Source organism: Brevibacterium sp. FME37 (assembly GCF_014897485.1).
GTDB lineage: Bacteria > Actinomycetota > Actinomycetes > Actinomycetales > Brevibacteriaceae > Brevibacterium.
The window spans coordinates 16,331-40,243 of record NZ_JABUYE010000024.1 but is presented as its reverse complement, the minus strand read 5'-3'; the positions used below and the strand labels follow the sequence as shown (position 1 = coordinate 40,243).

20 protein-coding genes and 1 riboswitch are annotated in these 23,913 nt (G+C 62.6%); of the genes, 3 read left to right on the top strand and 17 right to left on the bottom strand.

The window, feature by feature from the left end:
- Nucleotides 1-669 precede the first annotated feature (669 nt).
- Entirely contained in the window at nucleotides 670-1,185 is a 516-nt protein-coding gene (locus INT29_RS18910; protein ID WP_101574155.1) for a DUF1648 domain-containing protein, read from the top strand.
- A 95-nt stretch (nucleotides 1,186-1,280) separates the two neighbouring features.
- Here the strand turns inward: INT29_RS18910 and INT29_RS18905 are convergent, their stop codons facing one another.
- The 9 genes from INT29_RS18905 to INT29_RS18865 form a co-directional block, all read right to left on the bottom strand.
- A complete protein-coding gene (locus INT29_RS18905; RefSeq protein ID WP_101574156.1) occupies nucleotides 1,281-2,012 on the bottom strand; it encodes a TenA family protein in 732 nt (243 codons plus the stop codon).
- Between the two features lie 61 nt (nucleotides 2,013-2,073).
- On the bottom strand, nucleotides 2,074-2,940 hold the full coding sequence (gene thiD / locus INT29_RS18900; protein ID WP_193073022.1) for a bifunctional hydroxymethylpyrimidine kinase/phosphomethylpyrimidine kinase: 867 nt from the start codon (nucleotides 2,938-2,940) through the stop codon (nucleotides 2,074-2,076).
- Nucleotides 2,937-3,668: a thiamine phosphate synthase gene (gene thiE / locus INT29_RS18895; protein ID WP_193073020.1), complete on the bottom strand. Its 732-nt coding sequence runs from the start codon at nucleotides 3,666-3,668 to the stop codon at nucleotides 2,937-2,939. The genes thiD and thiE overlap by 4 nt, the downstream gene beginning before the upstream one ends.
- Entirely contained in the window at nucleotides 3,665-4,501 is an 837-nt protein-coding gene (gene thiM, locus INT29_RS18890; protein WP_193073017.1) for a hydroxyethylthiazole kinase, read from the bottom strand. The genes thiE and thiM overlap by 4 nt, the downstream gene beginning before the upstream one ends.
- A riboswitch (TPP riboswitch) is annotated at nucleotides 4,489-4,592 on the bottom strand. (Overlaps the previous gene by 13 nt.)
- Before the next feature lie 167 nt (nucleotides 4,593-4,759).
- A complete protein-coding gene (locus INT29_RS18885; protein ID WP_193073015.1) occupies nucleotides 4,760-5,971 on the bottom strand; it encodes a sugar ABC transporter permease in 1,212 nt (403 codons plus the stop codon).
- Complete coding sequence (locus INT29_RS18880; protein ID WP_101574161.1) at nucleotides 5,968-6,792, bottom strand: ATP-binding cassette domain-containing protein; 825 nt, start codon at nucleotides 6,790-6,792, stop codon at nucleotides 5,968-5,970. Before INT29_RS18880 ends, INT29_RS18885 begins: the two co-directional genes overlap by 4 nt.
- 20 nt (nucleotides 6,793-6,812) lie before the next feature.
- A complete protein-coding gene (locus INT29_RS18875) occupies nucleotides 6,813-7,910 on the bottom strand; it encodes a substrate-binding domain-containing protein (RefSeq protein WP_193073012.1) in 1,098 nt (365 codons plus the stop codon).
- 165 nt (nucleotides 7,911-8,075) lie between these two features.
- Nucleotides 8,076-9,098, bottom strand: a complete 1,023-nt coding sequence (locus INT29_RS18870) for a LacI family DNA-binding transcriptional regulator (RefSeq protein WP_193073010.1) — start codon at nucleotides 9,096-9,098, stop codon at nucleotides 8,076-8,078.
- 151 nt (nucleotides 9,099-9,249) lie between these two features.
- Nucleotides 9,250-10,002 carry a TetR/AcrR family transcriptional regulator gene (locus tag INT29_RS18865; RefSeq protein ID WP_193073008.1) on the bottom strand — a complete coding sequence of 251 codons (753 nt, stop codon included), beginning with the start codon at nucleotides 10,000-10,002 and terminating at the stop codon, nucleotides 9,250-9,252.
- Nucleotides 10,003-10,086: 84 nt separating this feature from the next.
- On the opposite strand from INT29_RS18865, the gene INT29_RS18860 reads away from it, so the two are divergent.
- Nucleotides 10,087-11,328, top strand: coding sequence for a DUF418 domain-containing protein (locus INT29_RS18860; RefSeq protein ID WP_193073005.1), 1,242 nt, complete (start codon nucleotides 10,087-10,089; stop codon nucleotides 11,326-11,328).
- A 75-nt stretch (nucleotides 11,329-11,403) separates the two neighbouring features.
- Here the strand turns inward: INT29_RS18860 and INT29_RS18855 are convergent, their stop codons facing one another.
- From INT29_RS18855 to INT29_RS18830, 6 genes are all read right to left on the bottom strand, one after another.
- Nucleotides 11,404-13,974, bottom strand: coding sequence for a GNAT family N-acetyltransferase (locus tag INT29_RS18855; RefSeq protein WP_193073003.1), 2,571 nt, complete (start codon nucleotides 13,972-13,974; stop codon nucleotides 11,404-11,406).
- Complete coding sequence (locus tag INT29_RS18850; RefSeq protein ID WP_193073001.1) at nucleotides 13,971-15,473, bottom strand: lysine N(6)-hydroxylase/L-ornithine N(5)-oxygenase family protein; 1,503 nt, start codon at nucleotides 15,471-15,473, stop codon at nucleotides 13,971-13,973. Before INT29_RS18850 ends, INT29_RS18855 begins: the two co-directional genes overlap by 4 nt.
- Nucleotides 15,470-17,179 carry a pyridoxal phosphate-dependent decarboxylase family protein gene (locus tag INT29_RS18845; RefSeq protein ID WP_193072999.1) on the bottom strand — a complete coding sequence of 570 codons (1,710 nt, stop codon included), beginning with the start codon at nucleotides 17,177-17,179 and terminating at the stop codon, nucleotides 15,470-15,472. The genes INT29_RS18850 and INT29_RS18845 overlap by 4 nt, the downstream gene beginning before the upstream one ends.
- A gap of 322 nt (nucleotides 17,180-17,501) precedes the next feature.
- A complete protein-coding gene (gene guaB, locus INT29_RS18840; protein ID WP_101574169.1) occupies nucleotides 17,502-19,028 on the bottom strand; it encodes an IMP dehydrogenase in 1,527 nt (508 codons plus the stop codon).
- 185 nt (nucleotides 19,029-19,213) lie between these two features.
- Nucleotides 19,214-19,876 (bottom strand): GntR family transcriptional regulator, encoded by a 663-nt coding sequence (locus tag INT29_RS18835; RefSeq protein WP_101574170.1) that lies wholly within the window; start codon nucleotides 19,874-19,876, stop codon nucleotides 19,214-19,216.
- A 39-nt stretch (nucleotides 19,877-19,915) separates the two neighbouring features.
- Nucleotides 19,916-20,881, bottom strand: coding sequence for a pseudouridine synthase (locus INT29_RS18830; RefSeq protein WP_193072997.1), 966 nt, complete (start codon nucleotides 20,879-20,881; stop codon nucleotides 19,916-19,918).
- A gap of 181 nt (nucleotides 20,882-21,062) precedes the next feature.
- Between INT29_RS18830 and INT29_RS18825 the strand changes: the two genes are divergently transcribed.
- Entirely contained in the window at nucleotides 21,063-21,509 is a 447-nt protein-coding gene (locus INT29_RS18825) for a hypothetical protein (RefSeq protein WP_193072995.1), read from the top strand.
- 74 nt (nucleotides 21,510-21,583) lie between these two features.
- Here INT29_RS18825 and INT29_RS18820 read toward each other — a convergent pair whose 3' ends face one another.
- Both INT29_RS18820 and INT29_RS18815 read right to left on the bottom strand, forming a co-directional pair.
- Complete coding sequence (locus INT29_RS18820) at nucleotides 21,584-23,278, bottom strand: acyl-CoA dehydrogenase family protein (RefSeq protein WP_193072993.1); 1,695 nt, start codon at nucleotides 23,276-23,278, stop codon at nucleotides 21,584-21,586.
- Nucleotides 23,275-23,877, bottom strand: coding sequence for a TetR family transcriptional regulator (locus INT29_RS18815; protein ID WP_193072991.1), 603 nt, complete (start codon nucleotides 23,875-23,877; stop codon nucleotides 23,275-23,277). Before INT29_RS18815 ends, INT29_RS18820 begins: the two co-directional genes overlap by 4 nt.
- Nucleotides 23,878-23,913 lie beyond the last annotated feature (36 nt).

Genomic DNA, 23,913 nt, shown 5'->3' with positions numbered 1-23,913 from the left:
TCTTCCTCTAACTATACACCCAGTTCGCCCGTTTTGACCCTTGAGTTTCGATTTTAGTTCGTTTATTCTTTTATTTTCATACCTATTGATGAGCAAAAAAACACGAAAGCATCACAACACCCCAGGTCAACGATCCGAACACTAATCGCAGCATCGCTGCCTTGTGGTCACCACGCATTCTGATCTCACGTACCTGCAATAGACCATCGCCTCGAGTGCATACGTAAGCCAGGAAGCAGGTGTGGCATGCGGTCCACTTGTTGTGAGGTGGCCCTATCTTTCTTGGTGTTTTGGAGAGAAGATGGAATCAAGCATTCGAGTCGGGTGTGAGGGGGCCGTCATGGATCTGCTTATTCTGTTTGTCATCGGTGTGTGTTTCACAACAATCGTGTTCTTTGTCGGACGATTTGCCTGCCCGAGACATGACCGCGTGCCCCTTATGGAAGTTGACCATGTCCTCCTGTGGACCACATTGCGTCGCGGTTGGCATGCGATGGGATCGCTCGGTCCAAGAACAGGGATCGCCGACGATCCTCCCGGGAGCCATCGGGCCTGAACCTGCACCGCCTGTAGTCCTATGACTGAATGGACGGATAGAGTGACAGGGTGCCTTCCTCGACAAACCCGAACCTAAACCAGCGCCCGTCCCGTCGACCAGGAGTCGCAGCATTGCTCTTTGCAGTGCTGTCGATTCTGGTGTTCGTCGGCTTTGCAGTGTGGCTCTGGTTCAATGCACCCGACCAGGTTCCAAGCCATTCGGGCGCGAATGGTCAACCCGATGATTGGTCGCAAAAGGGCGAAGTCATGGCGTGGCTCGTCCCACTGGGAGTGGGCATCCCAGCGCTCCTCTCGATCCGCCAAATCTACGAGAAACTGCCGATCGGTCTCGTCAACGTCCCTCACAAGGACTACTGGCTGAAACGCGGTGAGCGTGACTACCTTTTCGACTGTCTGATGGAGTTCATGCGAATCACCGCCGGTGCCTGTGCCCTGCTGTTTACTTTGTCTCTGGCACAGACGCTCAAGGTCGGAATCAGCAGATCGTGGCCGGAAGCCCTTCTGTTCCTCCCGACCGGCGTGTTCCTCGTGGTCGTCGCCATCGCGATGTGGAATCTCCTTCGCCAGCTCAAACCCGACGGCAGGGACGAACGTATTCCCAAACCGCAGACTGAACCGGAACAGTAGGCCGGCCGCAGCTCGGAAAGAACCGACCCGCACTTTCGACCCGCACTTCCGGCCGGTCCCGTCACCGTCGAAGGGCACTCACCGTCGAACGGCTCTCAGCTCTGCGGCACGAACACTGCAGCGTCCCAGTCCTGCATGGCATGTGCCGAGGCCCAGAAGTGGAGTTCGTACACACATGCCTGCTCGAACGTGGCACGCATTCTTGCGGCCACCTCGGCGGGGGCATCGGTGAGCTCCTGCTCAAGCAGCTGCACTGCCTGCCGGGTCGACTCATCGAATTCGGGTGAATCGTAGGTCTGGACCCAGGTGCGGTAAGGGTGATCGGCACTCATCTGACCGGCCCGTTCGACGAGGACCTTGCCCATGTGCGCGTACACCCAGAAGCACGGCAGGACTCCGGCCACGCCTTCACCGTAGGAGCGGCTGGCTGCGGTCGCGACGAGGTAGGACACGTAGCCCAATGTGGTAGGTGAGGCCTTGAAACCGGCACCACCGCTGACGAGCTCATCGTGGGCTGCGGCCAGGCGAGGATCGGCAAGCAGTTCACCGTGCATCTCCTCTTCAACACTGATGGCCTCGGCGGCGGAGCTGGCCCAGAATCGTGCTTCGTCCCGGTCATCGGCCCCGGCTGCCAGGAAGGACATCGCCTTCGCGTAGCCGGTGAGGTAGATGCCGTCTTGAATGATGTAGTTCGTGAAGGCTTTCACCTCGAGGCTGCCCTCGGCCAGCTGGCCCAGAAATGGCAAACGCTCAATCTGCTCGACGATCGGGCGCACACGATCCCACAGCTGAGTGGTCTGAGGTCCTGCGGAAAAATCTGTCGACATCTGTGTCTCCTGACTTCGTGGGACCCTCATCCGGGCCCCGAGGAATGTTGGTGTGTTGGGGTCAGCTGCGGACGATGTCGACCTGGTGGTCGACGGGCCCATGAGCACCCTTCGGGTCGAGGCTGACCTGCCAGTTCGCGGCAGATTTCAGGGCGCGGGCCAGATAGTTCAGTGCGTTGTCGACGGCTTCGTGTAGAAGGTCCGCACTCACGTCGGCCACTGCACGTTCACGCTTGAGCACAGCCACCTCGGCGGTGATCGCGGCCGACAATGTGCACCCGGTGCCATGGGTGTTCGGGGTGTCCACCCGTGGGTGGGTGAAGTCGGTGACGGTGCCTTCGGCGGTGACGAGAACGTCGGCGACGTCGCCCTCGATCGCGTGTCCGCCCTTGAGCAGCACCGCGCGAGGCCCGCGAGCGAGCAACTGTTTGGCCTGGTCCAACATCTCCTGCGGGTTCTGGGCCACGGGTTCGTCATCGCCGATCAGCAGTGCCGCCTCGGGCAGGTTCGGGGTGATGAGGTCCGAGACCGGGAGCAGGTGATCGCGGACGGCGGCCACGGCATCGACCTCGAGGAGGCGGTGCCCTGAGGTTGCGACCATAACCGGGTCCACGATGTAGAAGCCCAGCTGGCTCCCCGCCGCCCGTGCGACCACGAGTTCCACAAGTGAGCGTGAGCCGAGCATCCCCGACTTGGTGGCGTCGACGGGCATATCATTCAATACGCTGTCGAGCTGGTCAGAGACGAAGGCATCGTCGATTCCGTAGACCTGGGAGACACCGTGGGTGTTCTGCGCGACGAGCGCGGTGATTGCAGTGGTGCCCAGCACCCCGCGAGCTGTGAAGGTCTTGAGATCTGCGTGGATGCCGGCTCCCCCGCTGGGGTCGGTGCCGGCAACGGACAGCGCAATAGGTGGTCGGGTGGTCACTGAGTTGCCTCCGCCTGGCCATCGCCGAATTCTGCGAGAAGCTGCCTTGCCGCGGCACGTGGGTCCTGGGCACGGCAGATCGCGGAGACCACGCAGATACCGATCAGGCCCCGACCTCGCAATTCGGCAGCACGCACGGTGCTGATCCCACCGATGGCAACAGCAGGCAACCCTGCCAGATCCACAAGCTCGCTGAGGCGGTCGGGACCGATCCCGTCGGGTGCGTCGGTCTTCGTCGTGGTGTCGTAGACGGGCCCGATTCCGACGAGGTCGACGACTCCCGATTCCCGGGCAGCAGAGAATTCGGCACCGTTGGCCGCGGAGAGCCCGATGAGGGTTTCTGGACCGACGAGTTCGCGCACTTCCTCGACAGGTGTGTCTGATTGCCCGACGTGGATGTCGACGTGCACGCCCTCGGCAAGGAGCCGTTGGGCGACGGCGACGCGGTCATTGAGGACGACGGGTACGCGACGGTTTGTATCGGCTGTTGCGCTGCCGACGGCGGCGATGACCTCGCGTGCCAGGGTGTAGAAGGCGTCATCGTCGATGTCCTTGTCCCGGACCTGAACGATCCCGACTCCCCCGGCAACTGCCTCGCGGACGGTTTCAGCGACACTGCGTCCGGTCTCCCGGCACTGAACCGAGTCGGTGACGAGGTAGAGCCGAGTGTCGATGCCCGCCAGACGGGAGTTTGCTTCGTAGTTGGCTTCGTAGCTGGCTTCGCTCATGACTGTGATCCTTCAAAGGTGTCGGCCTCGATCTGTGCGCCCGCCAGCTGCTTCGCGTCGAGCGTGTACAGCGCGTCGAGGAAGTTCACCGAATAGCTGCCGGGGCCCTTGGCACCAGTTGCAGCTCTTTCACCGGCAACCTTGAAGTGCGCATGGGCGGCGATCACAGCATCGAACCTCGCCGAGGCGGTCGTTGCTCCGACGAGGTACGCGGCGGTGACTGCGCCGAGTGAACACCCGGTGCCGATGACCAGCGGCATATAAGAGTGGCCCCCGTCGAGGCGGGCGACATGATCGACTCCGTCGATATGGGCGACGATCGCGTCCCTGGGTCCTGAGACCGCGACGATGGCTCCGGTCGACCGCGCCAGTTCGGCAGCGGCAGGAATCACAGCATCCACCTCGTCGGTGGAGTCGACGCCTCGACCGCCCAACCCGACTCCGGCCAAGGCCGCGATCTCGGAGGCGTTTCCGCGAATCGCGGTGGGTCCCGAGGCTGCGGCACGGCGGATTCGCGTGGTCCGAAAATCGACGGCTCCGATGCTCACCGGGTCAAGAACCCACGGCTTGGAGTCTTCGTTGGCTGCGTCGATGGCGGCATCGGCGGCAAGGAACTGCTGGTTCGTGGCGGTTCCGAAGTTGACCAGCAGTCCGCTGGCGATGCGCGTGAACTGTGCAGCATCGGCCTCGTGGTCGAGCATCGCCGGTGCGGCGCCGATGGCCAGAAGCACGTTGGCGCTGAATTGCTGCACGACGGTGTTCGTGATGCATTGGATAAGTGGATTGCTCGCACGCATATGCTCGTGCGCAGAACGCAGGTCGAAGTCAACCATGACGATCCCTTCGCTAGTATGGCCCAGATCAGGTTCGATGGGTGTTCTCTCAGCCGCGCTTCATGTTCACGAGGCACCCCATGTCATTGGCTTCGACTGTATCAGCACGACAGAGGCGGAGCGAGCTGGAAGGCTCGCCCCGCCTCCCTGCAACTGGGTCTACCCAACGAAGACTCATCGAGCGGACTACTTAGCATTGACCGGCGACTTTGTAACGTCGCCGGTCAATGCTAAGTGGTCCGCTCGGTGCGGGTGGCATCAACCTCGTCCGACGTACCTCTGTCCGCGGCGGCTGAGGGCATCGATGACAACAGCAGCGAGAAGGACGAGTGCGGTGATGATCAGCTGGGCATCGGAGTTGAAACCGATGAGATAGAGACCGTTGTTGATCGCACCGACGACCAGTGCACCGAGCACTGCAGCCCAGGCTGTGCCGCGTCCACCGAACAACGAGGTGCCGCCGATGACTGCCGCAGCGATCGCATTGAGCAGATCCTGCGTGGTCACCAACGTCGAACCCGCGTTCGAGTTGACACCTGCCTTGATGAAGCCGAAAAGAGCTGCGAGGGTACCGGCGGCCATGAAAACGCTGATTCTCACCCACGTCACCTGGATGCCTGCACGCCTGGCTGCCTCGACCTTGCCGCCGACAGCGTAGATCGATCTTCCGTAGCGGGTTTTGCGCAGTACTAGGTCAATGGAAATCGCAATGACCAGCATGAGCAAGAAGGGCAACACAAGGCCGAAGTCCTGGTTGACGAGGATGAGGAAGCCAAACACGATCACTGCCAGCAGCACGATGCGCACTGTCACCGAGGTCCAGCTAGGGTTGTCGAGTCCTGCCGCTTGGCGACGCAGTTTCGACGAGACGATACCTGCTCCGAAGCCGATCACCGCGACTGCGCCGAACACATAAGCCCACATCGCCGGAAAGTAGAAGTTCGCAAAGTCAAAGGCGAATGTACCAGACATCGACAGATTCTTCTGCACACCCAGCGTCGTCAGAGTCAGTCCGGTGAAAGCCAACAATCCAGCCAGGGTGACAACGAAGGCCGGGATGCCGACCACCGCAAAGAACCACCCCTGGATCGCTCCGACAACCAGACCCAACACCAGCATGATGACGAGTGCGATCAGAGGCGGAACTCCTTGTCTGACGACAAGGACTCCCAGCAGTGACGCTGCGAGCCCACCCAACTGCGCCAATGACAGATCGATCTCGCCAAGCAACAGAATCAAGTTGATGCCCAGAGCGAGAATCGCAATGTAGGCAACCGTTGATGAGAGATTGACGAGGTTGGCGGGAGAGAGGAACTTGTCGTTCGCTGATTGGAACACGATGATGATGACGACAAGGGCAATGATCACCGGAAGCGAACCGAGTTGGCCCTCCTTGACGCGTCGTAGGAAGGTCGAGAAGAATCCCTCGTGCGAAAGCCGAGAGTCCGTGATGAATGAGTTGCGGGTCATCGGCGCTCTCCCCTTCGCGTGGCCCTTTGGGTCACGACATTGTCGCTGGCACCGGTGATCGCTGCCACAAGCACGTCCGTGCGTTCGTCACCGGGGAAGTCACCGGCATCCTTGCCCAGGCGCAGCACGTGTACACGGTCAGCCACAGCCTGAACATCAGCCATGTTGTGACTGACCAACAGCACCCCGAGGTCTCGTTCACGCAGACGCTCGATGAGATTGAGGACCTCCGCGGTCTGTGCGACGCCGAGCGCTGCCGTCGGCTCGTCCAGCATCACGATCGAAGGATCGCCGAGGAGGGACCTGGCGATCGCAACAGTCTGACGTTGTCCGCCGGAGAGCGCAGCGATGGGCACCCTCACGCTTGGTATTTTCGCCGAGAGACTGCGCAACAGCTCCCAAGATTTCGCCTCCATGGCCACCTCGTCGAGGACACCACCGCGTGTAGCCTCGTGTCCGAGGAAGAGGTTGGCCACCACGTCGAGATTTTCGCACAGGGAAAGATCCTGGAAAACCGTGGCGACACCGGCCGTTTGTGCATCCTTCGGCGACGCGAACTTCTGAGAGGTCCCGTTCATGATGATCTCACCTTCGTCGCAGCCATGGACTCCGGCAATGACCTTGATAAGAGTCGACTTGCCGGCGCCGTTGTCGCCGACGAGTCCGACGACCTCGCCGCGGCCGATGGTGAGGTTGATATCGGTCAGCGCCTGGACCGCACCGAATCGTTTGTTGATCCCGCGCAGCTCGAGGACTGGATCGGCGCCGGGCTCCGGCACCCGCTGCTGCGCGGGCGCCGGATCGTTGGGTTGAGAATTCATATGTTCCTACTCGCCGATTTCTACTTGACGCCGTAGTCGCTGCAGAGCTTCTTCACGTCTCCGGTGCAGATGTCTTCAGCCTTGATCTGATCACCGACGATGTCCTTCACATTGTCTTTTGTGACGACCTTGGCCTCGACGAAGTCCGTCGGTGTGTCTTTGTAAGTCGTTGACCCTTCTGGCTTCTCGCCGCCTGCCAGCGCGACTGCTGCTTTCGCAGCGAACTCGGCCTGGGGTGGGATCGCCTTGTAGATCGTGGCGTACTGATCGCCTCTGAGGATGTTCTGCAGGCCGTCGACTTCAGCGTCCTGTCCTGTGATGACAGGCTTGACTTTGGCCTTCTTCGTGGCGGCGATGACTCCGCCGGCGGTGCCGTCGTTGGCTGAGTAGATGGCGATCGGGTCCTTGTCGGCAGTCTGCAGCTGACCTTCGACCCATTGGCGGGCGTCTCCCGGGTCCCAGTCAAGGGCATCGTGGCTTTCGGTGATGTCAGCACCGCCCTTCTTCAGGGTCTCCTCGGCGCCGGCTTTGAAGTCAGCGGCGTTCGGGTCCTTAGGATCACCGTTGACCATCCAGACCGGGCCCGACTTCGGGTCCTTGTCTTCGGCCTTGAGTCCGTCGAGGACGGCTTGTCCCTGGAGGTTGCCGATCTTCTTGTTGTCGAACGAGGTGTAGTAGTCCGCGTCTTTGAAGAACCGGTCGTATGCGATTACCGGGATCTTCTTGGCTTTGGCCTTCGACAGAGCCGAAGACACGGCCGAAGCGTCGACCGGGTCGAGGACGATCGCGTCGACGCCTTCGGTCACTGCTGCTTCGAACTGCTGTTGCTGCTGGGTCGCGTCCTGGTTGGCATTGCTGTATTTGACCTTCGCATCGGGATTGGCTTCCTTGACGTACTTCTCGAAGTTCGGCTTGTCCAAGGATTCGTAGCGAGTGGTCTTGGACTCAGGGAGCAGCAGTGCGATGGTGACTTCACCGTCTCCGCTCGAGGAACCGCCTCCGCTTTCCTCATTGCCTTGGCCCTTCTGACTCCCACAGCCGCTGAGCGCAAGAGCGCCGATAGCAACCGAGGCGCCGAGGACGGCGAACTTCTTACGGGACTGCAGGTTGTGCCTCATCGTGAACCTTTCAATCTTTCTGACAACGTTGTCAGGCTGATCAATATAATTCGCCGATCGGTGCCCGGTGTCAACTGTTTCGTCGAAAAATTATGTCCTGAGCGTCCCCGGAGAGTGCCCGCGGACGACACGCGAAGTACCTCCGCGGAGTAACTCCCGACAGCCTCACTTGCCCGGAGACTCTTCGCCGCTGCCGCGGGCGATCACATGCACAGGAACCTGGATCGAACCTCGATATGGATCACTTCCAGTCTCGACGTGGGCCGAATCCTGCAGGCGCCGGACCGCCTCGACTGCCATGGACCGCACGTCACGGTCGATGACGGTCACGTCCAACAGCCCTGCAGTCGGGAAATCGTCGATGCCCACCAGCGCCGGCCACTCATCGAGTCGCCGGCAGGCATCGATGGCCCCCTGGGTCAGGGTCGCGGACAAGGTGATAAGTCCGCTGGGGGCGCTGCGCGATCCCAACCACGCGGCGACGACGTTCTTCGCGCTGGCCAGATCGTGGGCGTCTTCCCTCATGTAGGCACGCCACCCGATATCCGAGCGTCCAGCGAAGGCCGATTGGATTCCGGCGAGCCTGGCGGTGGCGATGGGGCTGGTCGAATGGTCGCCGACGACGCCGAGACTGATGTGTCCGTGTTTGAGAAGTTGAGTGGCGGCCAGACGGCCGGCGAGCTCCTCATCACCGGCGATGAGGTCGACCCCGGGTCCAGCTGTCGAGGGGTCGAAGGACACGATCTGCATGTCAGCCGACACCGCATCGGTGTAGAACAGTGCGGCGTCAGGGTGGGATCGGATGACACAGATTCCGGTCATGTCATTGGCCAGGCACTCTTTGAGGAAGCCGCGTTCACGGTCGGCGTCGTCGGCGGTGACCGTCACGACCGGGCGCAGTCCGACCGTGCTCAGCTCGGCTTCCAATAGGGTGAAGAGACGAGCCTGGAACGGGTCATGCCCGTCGCTCATGACCACGCCGATATAGGGTGACCGGCCACCGGCGCGCAGGCGCCTGGCTGTGGAATTGAGGCGGAATCCGAGTTCGGCGGCGGCATCCTCGACCTTTTCGGCCGTGGACGTGGCCACATGCTTTTCGCCGTTGAGCACCCGAGATGCCGTTTTGATGCTGACTCCTGCACGCGAAGCGACCGTGGCCAGGGTGGGCCGATCGTTCTGCTTCGCCATGACCACACCTTTGAGTCGGGAATCCTACGGACCGCTTGCGGTCTGCGCGGAGGCGACCGATAGGAATGATGATAACCGCTGGCCGACGGAAGAACGCACAATGTTCGGCGATCAGGACTTACAGGGCAGGAAGATGTCACCAACCCCGGCGTCAGGCCGAGGCGTTGGCGATGCGCACAGCGAGGCCATCGAGGATGAGTTCGAGACCATCCACGAAGTCCGGGTCAGACTCGCCACCTGAGTTGGAGTCGCTTCCCACAGCCCCAGAAGCCAACATGGCCGAGGTGTACGGGAACTGCGCTGAGGCGACGACGCGGAAGAGGGCCTGTCCGTATTCGCGCTCACTCTCAGATTGAGCCTGGCCGGGCTCCCGTCCTTCCTTCAGCTCGTCCTGGAGCAGTGCTGACTGACGGACGAAGCCGCTGAGCAGAGTGAGTGCCGCCAGCTTCTCGTTCCAATCGAGTTCAGTTGAAGCCAATTGCGCGAATCCTCGTTCGAGCCAGGCGATCTGGTGTGGTCCGGATGGTGCTTGGTAGATGGGCACGCGGGGAAGCCATGGCCGACCTCGATACAGAGACCACAGGTCACGTGCCCACAGTCGCAGACCTTCACGCCACCCTGCTGCGAGCGACTCGGGTATCCGCGGTTGGCTTGCTGCGTCCATCATGAGCTGCAGCAGCTCGTGCTTGGAGCCGATGTGTCGATACAACGACATCGCTGTCACGTTCAACTCCTCGGCGACCTTGGGCAAGGTCGCGGCCTCCAGGCCGCCATGATCGGCAAGCTGAACAGCGGTGCTGACCACCGTCTCGACATCGAGAGTGGACTTGCGCCCTCGCTGCTGAGGAACCTCCGGCAGCCTCCAGAGTCGCCGGAAGAAGTCGGGCACCGCGCCGTCAGTCATAGAATCCACCTCTCTGTCAGTAGAGCAACAGTCTGACACACCATATAGTTTACTACATATAGTTTCTGTGTTAAATTCTGTTGCATGAATAGACAAACGGCTGCACAAGAGCCCATGAAGACCGGGCGAGTCCATGATGTCGATGCCCTCCGCGGGTTCGCCCTGCTGGGGATCTTCGTCGTCAACATCACGTTCATGGCCTCGGCCTATCCGGGCAACCTGGTCGATGATCCGACCTTCTCGACACCGATCGATGCAGCGGCCCGATTCCTTGTGGCCGCGCTGTTCTCAATGAAGTTCTACCTGCTCTTCTCATTCCTCTTCGGATACAGCTTCGTTCTGCAGATGGATGCGGCGAAACGCGCAGGCGCGGCGTTCGTGCCGCGAATGCTTCGCAGAGCGGTAGGCCTCTTCGTGATCGGAGTGGGGCACATCGTCCTGCTCTACGGTGGGGACGTTCTCACGACGTACGCAGTGGTCTGCCTCGTACTCTTGGCGATGCACCAGGTACGTGATCGGACTGCGCTGCTCACGACCGGAATCATCTATGGCTTCGTGACACTCTCTCTCGTCATCAGCGCCGCGTTCCTCGATCGCTCGATGTTCATGCCCAGTCACGACGAAGCACTCCTCGGGGCCGCAGCGCAGACCCAAGCTCTGCTCGGGTCGCTGGCCGACATCGTGGGGCAGCACGTGGCCGGCCTTGACCTCCTCGTCATTCAAGCGGTCTCCCTGCAAGGACCGACTGCACTGGCGATGTTCCTTTTGGGAATGGTTGCTGCCCGTCGGCGCCTGTTCTCTCAGGCGGGAGATCGGGCCACGCTTCTGCGACGGACTCAGGCGATCGGCTTCGCAGTCGGCCTCCCAGGCGGGGTGCTCTTCGCCGTTATGGGCGGTGACACCAACACCTGGGCCACCACAGTGAGCGTCGTGACCTCCCCATTCCTCACGGCCGCGTACGTTGCGACGCTGATCCGAATCATGCACGCGCCCTGGGGAGCATGGGTGCGCACAGCACTGGCACCAGTTGGGCGCATCGCGTTGACGAATTACTTGGGACAGTCGCTGGCTGGGATCGTGGTGTTCACAGGAGTTGGTCTCGGCCTTGCCGGGCAGATGTCCCCACCGGTTCTGATGGTCCTCGCCGTCGCCGTCTTCGCGGTCCAGACGTTGATCAGCGCCTGGTGGCTGAAGCGCCACCGATATGGTCCTGCTGAGTACGTCCTCCGGTGTTTCACCAACTGGAGCCGACCCGGTCGTGCGCTGGCCGACACAGCACGTGGCGTGGATGCTCGTCCTCAGCGGACTCCTCAAGAAGAACAGTGAAAACGGAGCATCTCCGCCGCCGAGGTGGGCGCTGGGTCCCAGCGTCCACCTCGGCGAGTGTGACCTTCGTTCAGATCAGCGCGCCACAGGGTTCCTCATCGTTCCTGCGTACAGCAGCGATTCGGCCTGGTTGCCGATGTCGACCATCTGCACGGTATTGCGCAGCTGCAGCCTGTTGAGGCACGAATGGGCAAACCGTTCGGCTCTCAGATCCACATCGTCTGCGAGCCCGCGGGCGAGTTCGGGATGTTCGGTCTCGTAACGATCGAGCACCTCGGCGACCAAGGACCAGAATTTCTGCGCACCCAGCACACTATCGGAATCGAGGATCCCGCCGAGGTGGCGCAGCACCCCGTCGAACATGTCCGTGAACACGGACAGGGCCTTCTCCTCCCCCGGGACCAGCGCTCGGATCCGCTCCACATCGTCGGGCAGATCACGCTGTCCGAGCACGGCAACTTCCTCGCCGATGTCCTTCATGAACGCGCCGGTCACAACGTGATCTTCGAGGATGAGGATCAGGTTCTCACCATGGGGCATGAACACCAGATCGTGGGCGAGCAAAGCGTGGACGAGCGGCTGCAGATAGGCCCGCAGGTACGAGCGCACCCAGTCCTCGGCCGTCAGGTTCGAGGCGCGGATGAGTTCGCTGACGTAGGCTACTCCCCTGTGGTCGCGGTGCAGCAGCGCTGCCATAGTGATGACCTTCTGACCAGGGGCGACGACGGTCAGCGGGTTCTCTCGCCACAGTGCCGCAAGCATCTTGCGATGAGGGTTCGTCTCCTGAGTGCGATGGTAGACATCGCCTGTGTAGCCGAGCGCAGTGCGTTCGCGCAGAACCCGGAATCCGGCCTCGCCGAAGGTGGAATCGGAGCCGACGAGCTCAGCGATCCAGTCGTTGATGGCCGGCGTATCGCGCATGTACTTCGGGGACAGTCCACGCAGGAACCCCATGTTCTGCACGGCCAAAGCAACCTTCACATACGGGGCATCTGCGCGGGAGTGATTGAAGAAGGTGCGCAGTGACTGCTGCGGCTGATGCTCATCGAGTCCAGCACCCAACGGCAACAGGTCACCGCGGGCGATATCGGCGGCGAAGGTGATCGCGAGCCGGTGATCGGCCTGCCACGGGTGGACCGGCAGCAGGTGGAAGTCTTCTGGATTGCGTCCCGCGGAGCGAATCCGTGAGTCGAAGAGTTCGCGCTCTGCGGCACTCAATGCCCAGTCGACATGTGCGGATTCGTCGAGTCCGGCACCCAGCGAGAGGTGGCTGTGTTCGCGGCTCGCCGCCACCCATTCGATGCGGGTGGTGCATCCGTTCTCCGGAGCCCACTTCCGGTAGTCGCTGAGGGAGAAGCCGATGCGGCCGTTGTTCGCGATGAACCCAGGATGGCCCTCGGTCATGGCCGCCTCTGTGGTTTGGAAGTCGGAGTTCAGGAGATCTGTGGAGTCCGGGCGGTTGCCCTTCCACGCCTCGGCGAGCTTGAAGGCGCTGCTGGCCAGGGTCGAGGCGAGTTCCTCAAGGTAGGTCGACATGAGATTCTCGGGGATGCCGAGGGCTTCCTGGAGTTCGACCACGAGTTCCTGCGCGTCGAGACCAAGCTCTGCGCCACCTCGGCGGCGGGTGATGCTGGCTTCGTCGATGACCCAGTGCTCGAGCGGCAGGACTCGGGCGGCGAACGTGTACGTGACGGCGTCAGCGTCCGTCGCTCCGGCGTCGTCGATCCGCAGCTCCCAAACGTCTGGCCCGGCATCCGGGCCGGTGGGCTGAGTTGGGGCAATGAGACGTTCGTGCGCGAACTCGGACAGAGCCTTGGCCACGAGGTGGCGTTGGGTCACGGCGAAGGTGTCTTCATTGAGGTGGGCGTACGTGGCAGGGGTGGCGGCGACCAGAGCGAGACGCTCGTCATCCGACAGGGCCTCCCCCACAGCGGTCCGCGAGTTGCGACTGCCCGCAGTATCGTTGCTGCCCGCTTTATTGAGCTTGCCCGCAGTATTGTTCCTGCCCGCAGTGTTGCGACCGTTCTCACCACGGTCGATGAGCGTCACCAGCTGACTGGCCTCGAAGTCCCCACGGGCACAGATGCTCACCAGCGCACGCTTCCTCCCCTCCCCCATCATGATGGTCGCCTCGCCCACTGGCTTGAAGCCGGCGGCCCGGTTCTTCTCGAGAATGGCGCTGTTGCGCACATCAGGTTCGACGATGACGCGGTGACCGCCTCGGCCACCGTTTTCGAATGGGCGCAGGCAGAAGTCGATGACCTCGGCCATGATCCGGTTGGTGAGTCCACGCGTGCCGTCGCCGTCGGGTGGGGCCACGAGCAGGTGCATTCCGATGTCGCCTGGCCCGCTGGGCACAACATCGTGTGGGATCAGCGTGGAGGGCACGTAGGTTTCGACGTAGAAGCAGTCGACGCCATCGACCGAGCCGACCCAGCCATTCTCATCGGCGGAATCCTGGATGCCGCCGAGGTAGTCGCGGACTTCGGACTCGTCGAGTTCGGTCATCTGCCAATAGTGAGCGCGCGGATGGCTCAGCCACACGTGGATGTTCTTGGCATCCCGGACCGGGTCTACGGCGCGGATGTCCACGGTGAGTGCGGAGCTGGCGGTTACGGGTGCGTCTGTCATGAGTTCGGTGGTCATACGTGTGTCATCTCCCTATCATCTGCGGGATGGGTATCGGAGTCAGCGTCGGAGTCGGAGAAGTCGAAGTGCGATTCGAAGTCCTCCCGCGTGCTCAGATTTGCGGTGTCTGCCGCCGCGGTGTCCGCAGCTGCATCGTCGAGGGCCCCGCTGTCGAGCGCGCCATCGTCAAGTGCCCCGTCGTCTGGGACGCCGAAGGTCTGGAACGCGATCGTCTTTTCGACCGGATACGGTTCGCGTCCGGTCACGTGTGAAAGCACGACCGATGCTCGCCAAGGCCCGAAGCCCAGATCCGGTGCGGTGACTCCGTGAGTGTGCTCTTCGCCGTTGAGGACGTGGATGGTGCCAGCGTCGTTGACCGTGTAGTGACGGCTGACGTCGAGGCGGCCCTTGGCATCCAAGCGCACCTCCTCGCCCAGCCCGTCAAGGAAGGCTGGAACTTGAGACTTATAGCCGGTGGCAGAGACGACCGATCCGCTGCGGCGGTCGAAGGTCTTGTCCAGTGAGGTGTTGCGGAAGCGCAGTGCATAGTCGCCGTTGTTCGCATCGCGTCCAGCGAAGATCAGTTCGGATTCGGCCAGCAGATTGGTGCGCAGCTTCCTGCCCCCGCGGCTGAGTCGGTAGAGGGTGTCGTGGATGTCGTCGACGAGCTCGGCGCTGATGCCCTTGTACAGGGTTCGCTGTTCGCGGCCGAGCTGTTCACGCAGGTCATCGGGCAAGGCACGGAAGTGGTCGGTGTACTCCGGGGACGTCATCTCCAGGGTCAGCTTCGTGTATTCCATCGGGAAGAAGCGCGGCGATCGCGTCACCCAGTCGAGCCGCACGTCACGGGCTTCGGCTTCCTCGATGAGGTCGCGGTAGATCTCAGCCGCGGACTGACCGCTGCCGACGATCGTGATGGATCCGCTCTCGAGCAGCGTCTCCCTGTGGTCGAGGTACTGCGAAGTGTGGATGACCGGACCGGCACCCTCTGTCTCAAGCTCAAGAAGGGCCTCGGGCAGGACCGGTGAAGTGCCGACCCCGAGGACCAGATTATGAGCACGGTAGGTTTCGGTCCTCACCGTCTGACGGGAACCATCGACCACCTCGGCGGTCACTGTGTAGATGCCATCGTCCTTGGTCACCGAGGTGACGGTGCGGTTCCAGCGCAGCGTCTCCAACTGGGCGGCGACCCACCGGCAATACTCGTCGAATTCGGCGCGCAGCGGGTAGAAGGATTCGCGGATGTAGAAGGGGTAGAGCCTGCCGTTGTCCTTGAGGAACTGGAGGAAGGAGAAGCGGGAGGTGGGATCGGCCATGGTCACCAGGTCGGCGAGGAACGGGACCTGGACCGTGGCGCCTTCGATCATCATGCCCGGATGCCAGCGGAACTCTGCGCGCTGGTCAAGGAACACGGCGTCGACATCGGGCAGCGGGTCAGACAAAGCTGCCAGTCCTAAGCCGAAGGGTCCGATGCCGATGCCGACGATGTCATGGACGTGTGTCTCGGATGTGCTCATGCTGCGCCTCCTTCGATCGTGGTGAATGCTCGCCCCTGGTCAGGTGGCGTGGTCTCCAAGTACCGGCCGGCGAGGATGCCGTGGCCGGTGGCGCGGACGAGATCGAGCACTGCGGTGATGTCATCGACCGTGGTGTCCGGGTTGAGGAGGGTGAGTTTGAGCCAGGGTGTGCCCTCGATCGTGGTGCGCGCGATCGCTGCGCGACCGGAGCGGAAAAGGACTCGGCGGATCATCGGCACCAGTTCATCGACCGTGGCCGCGTCGGCGGTCTCGGGTGCGAAGCGGAACAGAACCGTACTCAGGTCTGAGGCTCCCCGCACCTGGAAGTCGGGCTGCGCCTCGAGGAGTTCACGGACCTCGGCGGCCAGGTCGCACACGGTGTCGAGCAGCTCACCGATCTCACCGGCACCGCGGGCACGCAGCGTCGTCCACAGTTTCAGCGCGTCGAAGCGGCGAGTGGTCTGCAGCGACTTGTCGACCTGGTTCGGTTCGGCCTCCGCGCTGTACGCCTCGGCTTCCGGGTTGAGATAGTCCGCGTGGTGCAGGGTCGGCGCGAACAGTCCGAGATCGCGCACCAGCAGTGCGCTGGAGGACACCGGCTGGAAGAAGGTCTTGTGGAAGTCGATGGTCACCGAGGTGGCCCGGCCGATTCCCTCAAGCAGATGTTTGCGTCGTGGGGCCCACAGCAGTCCCCCGCCGTAAGCGGCGTCGACGTGCATCCACACGCCAACGTTCTCGCAGACCTCGGCGATAGCCGCCAGCGGGTCGATGACGCCGAGGTCGGTGGTTCCGGCCGTGGCGACGACGGCCATGACGATGCCGCCGGTGTCGTCGATGTCGCGCATCAGCTCGGCCAGCGCATCGGCGTCCATTCGACCGGCCTCATCGGTGTCCACGCTCACGACAGCTTCTGTGTCGAGTCCGAGGATGTGGGCGGCGCGGGAGATCGAGAAGTGGGTCTGGCTCGTCGTGAGAATCCGCAGCCTGGACAGAATGCTGCGGCGTGATGTCTCGCTGTGGCCGGGCTGGGTGCGGTCGACCGCCTGCGCCTGCTGTTCGCGCACGACGTTCTCGCGCACAACATTCTCGCGTGCCAGGAACAGTGCCTGCAGGTTCGACTGGGTGCCGCCAGAGGTGAAGATTCCGTCGCCGGCGTCGAATCCGACGTGCTGGCTGGCCCACTGCACCAGTCGCCGTTCCATCAGGGTGGCGACTTCGGATTGATCGTAGGTGTCGACGGAGGTATTGATCGCGGCGAGCATCGCCTCGGCCGCGACGGCGGGAACGGCGACGGGGCAGTTGAGGTGGGCGACGTAGCTGGGGTGGTGGAACCACACGGCGTTGCGAGCGTAGAGGCCATCGGCCTCGCGCAGGGCTGCGCTGTTTCCGATGCCCTGCCCGTCGAGGTCGAAGCCTGCGACTTCGGCTTCGAGGCTGGCTCGGTCATTCGCCGAGGTGGGTGTGTCGACACTGGTGAATCGTTTCGCGAGTACGTCGACGACATCATGCATGAGCTCGGCGTAGGCTTCGGCACTGTGGGATCCCAGCAGTGCGTCACCGGTGCCTGCCGAGGCTGAGTCGGTCGGTGCCTGCGCTGCGTCGGTCGGTGCCTGCGCTGCGTCGGTCAGAGGCGCGGCCTTGATCGATGCCTGAGCGTCAGGCCCAGGGACGTCAGAAACTGGGGTGTCAGAGAGCAGTGAAGTCATAGCGGTACGGTTGCCTCCTTCGGTTCACGGTCCGGTAAGGCCGGACTACATTAGGGAAACCTACCCTAAGGACAACGAGAAGCAAGGCAAGTCGCGCTGTAGTTTACCGACTACACAAGTAACCTCACCCAGGCCCCGACGGCACCCTCGTCAGCGCTCGCGCGGCCAAGCCCAGGATTGACAACAGGCGTATACGGCCCAGAAATTCGCGCGTGGCCTTCATCACATCAGGGCAATTCGTCTGACATCCTGAGACAACGAAAACGGCCGTAGTTCCTGCCCAGGAGGCAGGAGCTACGGCCGTTCGTATGGTCGAGAACTCTTATTTCACGACGTAGTTCGGGGCTTCGACGGTCATCTGAATGTCGTGCGGGTGGCTTTCCTTGAGGCCCGCGGTGGTCAGGCGGACGAACTTGCCCTTGGCCTTGAGGTCGTCGATGGTGGGAGCGCCGACATAGAACATCGACTGACGCAGACCACCGGTGAGCTGATGCGCGACCTGCTTGAGAGGTCCACGGTAGGCGACACGGCCCTCAATCCCCTCGGGGATGAGGTCCGTGTCGGTGTCGATATCGTCCTGGAAGTAGCGGTCCTTGGAGTAGGACTTGCCCTGACGTGGAGCCATGGCGCCCAGTGATCCCATGCCGCGGTAGGCCTTGTACTGCTTACCATTGATGAAGATGAGTTCGCCCGGCGATTCGCTGCAGCCGGCCAGCAAAGAGCCGAGCATCACGGTGTCGGCACCGGCGACCATGGCCTTGGCGATGTCACCCGAGTACTGCAGCCCACCATCGGCGATGACCGGAACACCGGCTGCGCGAGCCGCCTGAGCGGCCAAGTAGACGGCCGTGACCTGGGGGACGCCGACGCCTGCGACCACACGAGTGGTGCAGATCGAACCCGGTCCGACACCGACCTTGATGGCATCGGCTCCGGCATCGATGAGGGCCTGTGCGCCCTCCTTCGTGGCAACGTTTCCGCCGATGATCTGGACCTTGTCGAACGTCGGATCAGCCTTGATCTTCTTGATCATGTCGGTCACGCCGCGAGCATGTCCGTTGGCGGTGTCGACGACGAGAACGTCGACGCCAGCCTCGGCGAGAAGTGTCGCGCGTTCATAGGCATCGCCGTGGAATCCGACGGCCGCACCCACACGCAGACGCCCCTCGTCGTCCTTCGTGGCCAGCGGGTATTCCTCGGTCTTGACGAAGTCCTTGACAGTGATGAGGCCCTTGATGACGTCGTTCTCATCGACCAGGGGCAGCTTCTCGACCTTGTGCTCGGCCAGCAGCTCGAAGGCCTTCTCTGCAGAGACGCCGTCCGGGGCCGTGATCAACGGCATCCGGGTCATGGTCTCGGCCACGGTGCGGGTCGGGAATTCGCTGCGAGTGACGAAACGCAGGTCGCGGTTGGTCACGATGCCCAGCAGCACATTGTTCTCATCGACGACGGGCAGTCCGGAGATCCGGTACTTGCCGCAGATCTCGTCGAGTTCTTCCAGCGTCTTCTCGGGGGTGATCGTCAGCGGATCGTTGATCATCCCAGATTCGGAGCGCTTGACGTAGTCGACCTGCGCCGCCTGATCTTCCATCGACAGGTTGCGGTGGATGATGCCCAGTCCGCCGATACGGGCCATGGCGATGGCCATCCGCGATTCGGTCACGGTGTCCATGGCGGCCGAGACCAGGGGGATGTTGAGCTCGATCTCTCTGGTCAGACGTGTGGTAGTGGTGGCGTCAGAGGGGATGACATCGGTGTCACCGGGCAGGAGAAGGACATCGTCATACGTGAGCCCCGTCAATGAGAACGGATCGTTTGCGGCCTGTGTTTCCTGCTCGGGAATCCCCATGGGTACAGCCTTTCGACGCGGTGAGTACGGTGGCTCAATGCTATCGAAGACATACATCGCTTATCCAGCGTTTCAAATACCGAGCACTGTGAGACTGCCGACACCGGCACTCAGGAAAGTTCGCCGAGGTGGCTGTAACGTCGCGTAACCCGATCTCTCGCCGAGGTGGCCCTACTGTTCCGTCGTCAGCGGCCTTCGCCGACCGAGCGTGCCAGGTCGAGTGTCGAGGCTTCGGAGTCATCAAGGTGGATGCGCAGAAGGCCTTCGGCTCCATGTCGGTCCCCCGAGCGCATCTTCTCCAAGATGTCCCGGTGCGGGTTCGCCCAGTGGGAGTGGTATTTTCCGGGTTCCTTCGAGCGGGCGAATGTCGTTGAGAGGCGGGCCATGAGGTTGACGTAGAACTCGTCGAGCATAGGGGAGCCGAGCAGGCCGACGATGGCCTGGTGGAATGAAGCGGAGTGTTCCTGCGCGTCGGACCAGCTCTCATTGTTCGGAGCGTTCTCGGCCTTGACGACGGATGCTTCGACACGGTTCATCGCCTCGTCGGTGGCGTCCTGTGATTCTTGGACGGCTCGGATTTCGAAGACGCGTCGGGCCTGGTAGAGGTCTTTGAGTTCGTCGAGATCGAAGGTGCGGACGAAGAAGCCGCGGTTCGTCTCCTGAGTCAGCAGTCCGGCGTGACGGAGCAGGCTCAGGGATTCGCGTGCGGTGTTGCGCGAGACGTTGAATTCCTTCGCCAGCGCACCATCCCGGACCGGGCTGCCGGCAGGGTATTCGCCGGTCGTGATTCGGGACCGGACCAGGGCGACGATCGCCTCTGAGGTACATCCGGGTGCGTGTGGACTCATATCACCAGGCTACCGTGTCCCCGCCGTTCATGGGCAAAGTCACGCCTCCCCCAAGTTCAGTCTGGATTCGAAGCGCCGCGGGCGCTTGGTCAGCGGATCCTCGAACCCGATCGAAGCGGCCAGGAGCTGCAGCGGTGAGCTGAAATCGTAGGGGTCAGGAGAATTGTCGACGGGATAGACCGGGTCGCCGAGGATGGGCAGCCCGAGCGAGTTCATATGCACGCGCAGCTGGTGGGTCTTGCCCGTCAACGGTCGAAGTTCGTACTCGCGGACAGTCCCCGACTCGAACCCGACTTCGCGCTCGCGCAGCCGGTCGCGTTCACGCAGCAGGCTGATGTGACTGATTGCGTTGGGCTCGCCCTCGACTTCGAGAACCTGTCGGCCACCGCGAGGCTTGTACAGCCGCGATTCCTTGACGATGGGAAACTCCATGTCCTCGGGAGGCATCGGCGCCAGGGCACGATAGGTCTTATCGACCAACCGGTTTTGGAATAGGCTCTGATATCGGCCACGGGTCTCGGGGCGCTTCGACAGGATGAGCAGTCCGGCGGTGACACGGTCGAGACGGTGGATGGCCACGAGTTCGGGCTGGTTGAAATCCGTGCGAGCCCGGGTCACGACGCATTCGCGCACGAAGCGCCCGTTGGGAGTGCTCGCGAGGAAGTGCGGTTTGTCGATGACGAGCAGTTCCTCGTCTTCGAACACGACGGAGATCTCGAACGGAATGCGCTCTTCCGGCGGCACCGGGCGGTGGAAGAAGTAGAAGCCACCGGGCTCCACGGGATCGTCCCAGGTCACTGGTACTCCGACGCCATTGCGCATGTCTCCTGTGGTCAACAGGCTGCGACGGGCTTCGGGGGTAGCATCGGGGAACTCTTCCCCCAGCCACTGACCGATCGTGTCCGGGACCGGCAGATGGTTCTTGTCGTGCGTCGACTTTCCGCCGGGAGCGCGCAGCGAGGTCGCCGAGATTCCTTCGCGAGGCGGAAGCGGACTGCGGGGCATCGAATCAGTCTAGCTGTCGACGCGTTGTCGCACATGACCCCGATGTCGAGCATGGCCTGCGAAGACGTTCGTGGCCAACGATTCATTACACAGCCTCGCGTCTGCGAGAAATGCCGTGCGTATGCGAGAAATGCCGTGCGTATGCGAGCAATCAGGAGCGGACAGTTCTATGGTGGGAGACATGGACAATACCGAATTGACGGAAGAGTTCCTCCTCAACAAGGTCATCGCTCCAGTCGTTCTCGGCATGTTCGCCAACGACGAATGGGACGGCTACGGAATGAATCACGACCCGGCCGACTCACGAAAGTGGATCGTCAGGGTCGTCGCCAACTGGGAGACCGTCGACATCTCCCTCGAATACTCCGAGGGCATCGATTCGGTCGACGACCTCCAGCTGAAGCTCATCACCGAACTCCAAGCCTTCATCGACCGCTCGGAGTTCGGGCAGCGCCGCGACGAGGACTGGGCGCCCGACGAACACAACATTGCTCCTCCCAGCCTCAGACGTACCCCTCGTCCGAGCTTCCACGGACCGCCGGAGTGTGCGATGCGCATCCTCAGGATCCGCTCGCGCACCCTCCGCCTCGACCGGCGCCGCTGCCGATCCGCCCACCGCCGGGGCTGAGCCGACACACCTCAGCAGCCGACCCGGCCCAACCGCTGCCCAGCTTTGATGGTTGACTCAGGTCGATGGCCGACTCAGGCACGTTCGACGAGGAAGTCGATGTCGACGTCGCTGGGCAGGGCACCGTATTCCCGGCCCCGATTGGGACCCAGCCGTGCCGACGCGAACCCGGCGGCCACCTCGGTGGGGGCGGATTCGAAGAGGATCGTGGCCTGCATGAGCAGTGCCATCTTCTCCACCAGCACTCGTCCACTGCGCTGGACGCCTGCGAGCCTGGCAGGATCTCCGCTGGTCACAGCTTCGAGTGAACTTTGGAGGGAACCGGCGAGCGCCTCAAAGGCAGCATCGAAGTCCGGATGGCGGCCAAGCCCGGTTTCGAGGAAGCCGAGGAAGGCCTTCGCCGTCCGCGGCTCACGACCCAGGGCGCGCAGCACGTCGAGAACGATGACGTTGCCGGAGCCTTCCCACACGGCCATCACCGGCTGTTCACGGTACCGGCGGGCCAGCGGGAAGGCTTCGGTATACCCGTTTCCGCCCAGGCATTCGAGCGCTTCGTAGGCGTGCTCGGGTCCGCGTTTGCAGATCCAGTACTTGCCGACGGCTGTGGCCAATCGCCGGAAATCGGCCGCCTCCACGCTGTCATCGTCGTGGACGGAGGCCAGGTGCATGGCGGTGAAGGTGGCCGCTTCGGCTTCGAGCTGCAGATCGGCGATGACGGCGCGCATCAGCGGCGCTTCGATCAGCGTCGCCCCGAACGCGGCCCGTCCTCGAGCGTGCCAGGCGGCTTCTGCCACGGACTGGCGCATGCCCGCGGTGGAGCCGAGGATGCAGTCGAGCCGAGTTTGGGACACCATCTCGATGATCGTGCGCACGCCCTTGCCCGGCTGACCCAGCAGCCACCCGGCGGTGGATTCGAATTCGATCTCGGAGGAGGCGTTGGATTTGTTGCCCAGCTTGTCCTTGAGTCTCTGTATCCGCACCGTGTTGAGCTCGCCACCGGGCAGGATGCGCGGGACGATGAAGCAGCTCAGACCCTCCTCGAGGTGGGCGAGGACGAGGAAGGCATCGGACTGCGGGGCTGAGCAGAACCATTTGTGTCCGGTGATGAGGTAGCGGTCGCCGTCCTGGACCGCGCGGGTGGTGTTCGCACGTACGTCCGAGCCGCCCTGCTTCTCGGTCATCGCCATTCCGAAGGTGACCGCGCTCTTCTCAGCCGGGTCGATGCGCCTCGGGTCGTAGTCGTTCGCCGTGGCCTTCGGGACCCAGAAATCGGCCAAGGACGGGTCGGCCTGCAGCGACGGAATGACGGCATGAGTCATCGACACCGGGCAGGCGTGGCCGGGTTCGATCTGAGAGAACAGCATGAACCTGACGGCACGGTCCGCGCTCGCACCAGATCCGGGATAGCTCCAGGCGTGTGAGTGCGCGCCGCTGCGCAGTGCTTCGCCGATGATGCGGTGATAGGCGGGATGGAATTCGATCGCATCGATGCGGTTGCCCCACTCATCGTGGGTCTTCAGCTCCGGTCCGTGTTCGTTGGCCAAGCGCGCATCATTGATGAAGTCGGCGCTGCCGACGAGTTCACCGATGCGTTCGAGCTCGGGTGTCGACGCATGTGGGGCGTAGGCCTCCACGGCCTCGACGAGGGCCGTGTTGAGACTGTATTCGTTGATGTCCCGCCGAGGTTTCGCCTGGTTGAACACCGTGTGCGTGGTGGATGCGGCGGCTGTGGCGGATGAGCCGGCTTGAGTCGCTGGTGCGTGGGTCATTGTTCTCCTATGGCGGTGCGCGCGAATGTGGACAGTGCGGTGATGAGTGATTCGACCTCGGAGGCGCCTGGAGGAGCCCGGTCTGGATCGAGAAGGTCAACGAGGTTCTCGGAGATGGATCCGACCACGGACCTGGCCACCACCTCGGCGGGGACATCGACGGTGTACCGGTGGGTCAAGCCTTCGGCGATCACGGCTACGTACCCGCGCCGCAGTGCTCGGCGCTCGATCTGCACTGTGTCGGGGACCTCCTCGAACAGGAGCGCGTGAGCGAGGGTGCGGCCGGCAACCGCGCGGCGGATGAAGACATCGACGACCGAGCTGACAACGTCCGCCGCATTCGTCGACGCGGCGACAGCTGCCTCGATCACGGCGAGTTCGTGGCCAGCGGCTCGAGCAAACACGATCCCCAGCAGCTCGTCGCGGTTGTCGTAGTAGGTGTAGATGAGGCCGGCGCTGCACTCGGCCTTGCGTGCAACAGCGGCAATGCTCGCAGAGGCGAACCCGCCCGAGGCGATGACATGGTGGGTTGCGCGTTCGACCCGGGCCCGCCGCTGTTCGGCCTTGGCACGAGTTCTGGGAGTTTCGCGATAAGCCACGGCACCCCTTCCCCAAAGAAATGAATCATGGTTCAA

Excerpts from the sequence above, each read along its gene's own strand:
- INT29_RS18905 (WP_101574156.1), bottom strand. The coding sequence starts at position 2,012 with ATGTCGACAGATTTTTCCGCAGGACCTCAGACCACTCAGCTGTGGGAT.
- INT29_RS18825 (WP_193072995.1), top strand. The coding sequence starts at position 21,063 with ATGGACAATACCGAATTGACGGAAGAGTTCCTCCTCAACAAGGTCATC.
- guaB (WP_101574169.1), bottom strand. The coding sequence starts at position 19,028 with ATGGGGATTCCCGAGCAGGAAACACAGGCCGCAAACGATCCGTTCTCA.
- INT29_RS18870 (WP_193073010.1), bottom strand. The coding sequence starts at position 9,098 with ATGGCGAAGCAGAACGATCGGCCCACCCTGGCCACGGTCGCTTCGCGT.
- INT29_RS18875 (WP_193073012.1), bottom strand. The coding sequence starts at position 7,910 with ATGAGGCACAACCTGCAGTCCCGTAAGAAGTTCGCCGTCCTCGGCGCC.
- thiE (WP_193073020.1), bottom strand. The coding sequence starts at position 3,668 with ATGAGCGAAGCCAGCTACGAAGCCAACTACGAAGCAAACTCCCGTCTG.
- INT29_RS18885 (WP_193073015.1), bottom strand. The coding sequence starts at position 5,971 with ATGACCCGCAACTCATTCATCACGGACTCTCGGCTTTCGCACGAGGGA.
- INT29_RS18845 (WP_193072999.1), bottom strand. The coding sequence starts at position 17,179 with ATGACTTCACTGCTCTCTGACACCCCAGTTTCTGACGTCCCTGGGCCT.
- INT29_RS18820 (WP_193072993.1), bottom strand. The coding sequence starts at position 23,278 with ATGACCCACGCACCAGCGACTCAAGCCGGCTCATCCGCCACAGCCGCC.
- INT29_RS18835 (WP_101574170.1), bottom strand. The coding sequence starts at position 19,876 with ATGAGTCCACACGCACCCGGATGTACCTCAGAGGCGATCGTCGCCCTG.
- thiM (WP_193073017.1), bottom strand. The coding sequence starts at position 4,501 with ATGGTTGACTTCGACCTGCGTTCTGCGCACGAGCATATGCGTGCGAGC.
- INT29_RS18855 (WP_193073003.1), bottom strand. The coding sequence starts at position 13,974 with ATGACCACCGAACTCATGACAGACGCACCCGTAACCGCCAGCTCCGCA.
- INT29_RS18830 (WP_193072997.1), bottom strand. The coding sequence starts at position 20,881 with ATGCCCCGCAGTCCGCTTCCGCCTCGCGAAGGAATCTCGGCGACCTCG.
- INT29_RS18860 (WP_193073005.1), top strand. The coding sequence starts at position 10,087 with ATGAATAGACAAACGGCTGCACAAGAGCCCATGAAGACCGGGCGAGTC.
- INT29_RS18865 (WP_193073008.1), bottom strand. The coding sequence starts at position 10,002 with ATGACTGACGGCGCGGTGCCCGACTTCTTCCGGCGACTCTGGAGGCTG.
- INT29_RS18850 (WP_193073001.1), bottom strand. The coding sequence starts at position 15,473 with ATGAGCACATCCGAGACACACGTCCATGACATCGTCGGCATCGGCATC.
- INT29_RS18880 (WP_101574161.1), bottom strand. The coding sequence starts at position 6,792 with ATGAATTCTCAACCCAACGATCCGGCGCCCGCGCAGCAGCGGGTGCCG.